At 48.3% G+C, this 3,476-nt stretch carries 5 protein-coding genes and 1 pseudogene; 4 read left to right on the top strand and 2 right to left on the bottom strand.

What is annotated here, in order from left to right:
• Nucleotides 1-532 precede the first annotated feature (532 nt).
• The gene (locus tag BM021_RS14585; protein ID WP_090721712.1) at nucleotides 533-745 is read right to left on the bottom strand and encodes a phage integrase N-terminal SAM-like domain-containing protein; all 213 of its coding nucleotides are present in this window, start codon (nucleotides 743-745) and stop codon (nucleotides 533-535) included.
• 165 nt (nucleotides 746-910) lie between these two features.
• Between BM021_RS14585 and BM021_RS14590 the strand changes: the two genes are divergently transcribed.
• The 3 genes from BM021_RS14590 (at nucleotide 911) to BM021_RS14600 (ending at nucleotide 1,987) form a co-directional block, all read left to right on the top strand.
• On the top strand, nucleotides 911-1,426 hold the full coding sequence (locus BM021_RS14590; protein ID WP_090721713.1) for a hypothetical protein: 516 nt from the start codon (nucleotides 911-913) through the stop codon (nucleotides 1,424-1,426).
• A gap of 98 nt (nucleotides 1,427-1,524) precedes the next feature.
• Complete coding sequence (locus tag BM021_RS14595; RefSeq protein ID WP_090721714.1) at nucleotides 1,525-1,785, top strand: type II toxin-antitoxin system HicA family toxin; 261 nt, start codon at nucleotides 1,525-1,527, stop codon at nucleotides 1,783-1,785.
• Entirely contained in the window at nucleotides 1,775-1,987 is a 213-nt protein-coding gene (locus tag BM021_RS14600; protein ID WP_090721715.1) for a type II toxin-antitoxin system HicB family antitoxin, read from the top strand. Before BM021_RS14595 ends, BM021_RS14600 begins: the two co-directional genes overlap by 11 nt.
• Before the next feature lie 116 nt (nucleotides 1,988-2,103).
• Here BM021_RS14600 and BM021_RS14605 read toward each other — a convergent pair.
• Nucleotides 2,104-2,957, bottom strand: a pseudogene (locus tag BM021_RS14605) (DEAD/DEAH box helicase); the annotation flags it as partial.
• A 319-nt stretch (nucleotides 2,958-3,276) separates the two neighbouring features.
• Between BM021_RS14605 and BM021_RS14610 the strand changes: the two are divergent.
• On the top strand, nucleotides 3,277-3,476 hold a 200-nt coding region (locus BM021_RS14610; protein ID WP_090721716.1), incomplete at its 3' end, for an addiction module protein.

Consider the following 3,476-nt stretch of genomic DNA (forward strand, 5'->3'; position numbering starts at 1 on the left):
GAATCTTTCGCGGCGTTTCGCGATTGGTTCATCGAGTACGAGAATTCCCGATGGGATCGACAGATCGAGGCTGATGCGGTTTCGGGAAAGCTAGACTCACTAATCGACGAGGCACTCGCCGAGCATCGCGCCGGAAAGACTAAGCCCCTTTGAAGCACACTGCATCCTCGCGGTTCTGGACACAATACCATGCACTGCCAAAAGACGTGCGTGATCTCGCGGACAAGAGCTTTCGCCTGATGAAAACCGATCCATCGCATCCATCCCTTCACTTCAAGAAACTGGGGAAGGTCTGGTCTGTCCGCGTGGGCTGCACTATCGGGCGATTGCGGTGGAGATTGACGGCGGCTTTCTTTGGGTCTGGATCGGCCGTCATGCCGAGTACGATTACCAGGTATGAGAAATACCTACTAATTATAAGCATAGTAGCGCTGCTTGTTTCGATTGATAACATGGGGATCAGCGTATGAACGCTTATGAAACACAAGCCGTGTGTTAAGCGTTGAGATTTTGCCGATTGAGCACAATAATTTCATGGCGGGAAAATTCCACATCCGTGATGTGCAAACGTGGTAAGACAAGAACGACTCAATTTCGTTTTCCCTATCGTATCAGGCTGATAGAAAATAAAATTTTTGATCCAGTCAATATACGATTGTTCGGTGCGATAACTGTAATGCTTTAGTCGAAGTTTATCCCGCACTTGGCCCAAAAGCCGAGGTTTATTTTCAATGGGCTTATTCATTCTATTTGTGGGTCTAAACAAGTTTGATATGATGACAGCTAATTCGACCAATGATATTAAAACATAAGGAGATATGATGAGTATTTTCGTATTAGATATCTTTTATGACGTAATGTATCACGTCATTTCGGACGCCTAATTTTAGTTAGATCCCGAAGGATAGTTATGATTGAGGTTCTCACCTCCTTACTCGCCGGCGGCCTCGCCGGGACCGTGGTCGCGTTCCTGCTGAAGACATGGACCGAAGCTCGCGCCAAGGCGTCCATCGAGCACGAATACAATCAACGCCTCGAGATTTTCAAACGCCAGCTCGACGAAAGACAGAAGATTGCACTCGTGTCAGAGCTCCTCGCTGAATGGATCGCAGTCCCGCGAGGCGAGCAGATCCCCAAGGACCGAAACCGACTGTTGTTTGAGGCTTCTCTCTGGCTACCTCCGGAACTCGCCGTTGAATTAAGCAAGACTCTTCAGCTTAAGCCGACCGCGAAAAGCATCTTCGAAATCTTTCTATTGGCTCGAAGGCAACTCACTGGCGATGCTTCTCTTGCCTCCGAGCATATTACTTTCTGGGGCCCCGAGTTCGAGAAGCCTAGCCAACCCCCTTATTCACACGAGGGCGTGACCGCCACGCAAGTCATGTTGACATCGGTATCTAACATCCGCATGAACCGGACCGCCTAACTGCTTCGCTGTTGGGTACCCTCCTCGCTTCGCTCGTCGGCGGCCGGTTACACGGGACGTTAGGCAGGACCATACAGTGAACAGAAAGAAAATAGTGAATGGGAAAATATGACAAGCTTCGGCAAAAACTCCTGAGTGGTGCATCGGATGCAGATATCGACTTCTCGGAATTATGCCAACTCCTCAAGCGTCTTGGATTTGACGAGAGGATTAGAGGAGATCACCATATATTCACAAAGAGCGGTGTAGCCGAAATTATCAATCTCCAGCCCAAAGGAAACAAAGCAAAGGTGTACCAAGTCAAACAAGTCAGAAATCTGATACTCAAATACCGGCTCGGTGGACACGATGTCGATTAAATATGAAATGGTCATTTACTGGAGCGATGAAGATCATACTTTCATCGTTGAGGTTCCAGAACTGCCTGGCTGCATGGCTGATGGGCAAACGTATCAAGAAGCCGTAGCTAATGCAGAAACTGTAATTCAGGAGTGGATCGAGACAGCCAAAAATTTAGGCCGTTCCATTCCTGAGCCGAAGGGCAAGTTAATGTATGCCTAACGGCTTGCAGCGGATCAGTTGCTTCGCACCCGCCCGCTGAAGCCAAGGCGTTAAGCGTTAGAATGCACCAGGATATATATGGACAGAGAAAAACAACTTGGTATCAATCACATATGAATGCCCGGAACAGTCAATGAAGTTTCAGCCACATTGGTAGCCAGTACAATACGGAGCGCAAATAATTAAAATGATGCTTGCGTAGCGTTTCGGCGGTTTCGCGGATTTCTCGTTCGCCGGGGAGAAAGACCAGAATATCGCCTGGACCCAGCGCGATCAGTTCATCCACCGCATGAAGAATGGCGCGCTGCATATCATTATCTTCCTCGTCATCGGCAAGCAATGGACGGTAACAGATTTCCACTGGATATAGCCTGCCAGTCACTTCGATCACCGGCGCATCGTTAAAATGCCCGGAAAAACGCTGTGCATCGATAGTAGCGGAAGTGACGATGAGTTTGAGATCAGGCCGTTTGGGCAATAACTGCTTGATATACCCGAGCAGAAAATCAATATTCAGACTGCGCTCATGAGCTTCATCAATAATGAGTGTATCGTAAGCTTGCAACAGCGGATCGCTCTGCGTTTCGGCCAGCAAAATCCCGTCCGTCATCAGCTTGACATAGGTATCCGGACTGATTTTATCCGTAAAGCGGATTTTATAACCGACCGCCTGCCCCACGGCGCTATTGAGCTCGGCAGCAATACGCGCCGCTACGGTGCGTGCCGCAATACGGCGTGGCTGCGTATGGCCGATCAGGCCAGTCACACCGCGCTTGAGCTCCAGGCAGATTTTGGGGATTTGCGTAGTTTTGCCCGATCCGGTCTCGCCGCAAATGATCACCACCTGATGATTTTCGATGGCACGCTTGATTTCTTCCCGCCGGGCGTGAACGGGCAAATCTTCCGCATAGCTTGGCTGGGGTAGGTTTGCCAACCGGCTTGTGATTACATCGGGAGATAATTTTTTCATAGAAAAATAATTGTACGCTGTCGCCAACTAACAGCTTAATAATTAGATCAATCCGACGCGAAAGATGCTTCAAGCAATCGCGCCATTTTCCATAGTTAAACCATAATACTTGAAACGAATTTTTTCCCCACACTGGATTCAGCAATTTTTGCGGGCAGCATTGTCGCATTTGTTTACATCATTTGTCTTGTTCATTCTATTAAAATACATGATGATACTGAGCACCAGCGGCTAACAATTCACAGCAGTCTCGACATCCCTGACGGGCCACGGCTTGAGCTCAAACGGTATATTTCATGAAACTGAGAGGTACAACACAATGAGTACAAAAGAATTATTAGATGCGGCAATGAAATTAAAACCCGAGGAACGGCTCACCCTAGTGGAGGGGCTGATCCAGAGTCTGGACGAACCAGACAAGAGATTGGATGAAATCTGGGCAGAGGAATCGGAAAGGCGACTGAAAGCTTATCGGGAAGGAAAATTGGAAGGAATTCCGCTGGAGGAAATATTTAAGAG

The sequence above is a fragment of the Nitrosomonas sp. Nm166 genome, assembly GCF_900112825.1.
Taxonomy (GTDB): Bacteria; Pseudomonadota; Gammaproteobacteria; order Burkholderiales; family Nitrosomonadaceae; genus Nitrosomonas.

Bases quoted from the DNA above. Each gene is read 5' to 3' on its own strand.
- BM021_RS14585 (WP_090721712.1), bottom strand. From the start codon at position 745: ATGAATAAGCCCATTGAAAATAAACCTCGGCTTTTGGGCCAAGTGCGG.
- BM021_RS14590 (WP_090721713.1), top strand. From the start codon at position 911: ATGATTGAGGTTCTCACCTCCTTACTCGCCGGCGGCCTCGCCGGGACC.
- BM021_RS14595 (WP_090721714.1), top strand. From the start codon at position 1,525: ATGGGAAAATATGACAAGCTTCGGCAAAAACTCCTGAGTGGTGCATCG.
- BM021_RS14600 (WP_090721715.1), top strand. From the start codon at position 1,775: ATGTCGATTAAATATGAAATGGTCATTTACTGGAGCGATGAAGATCAT.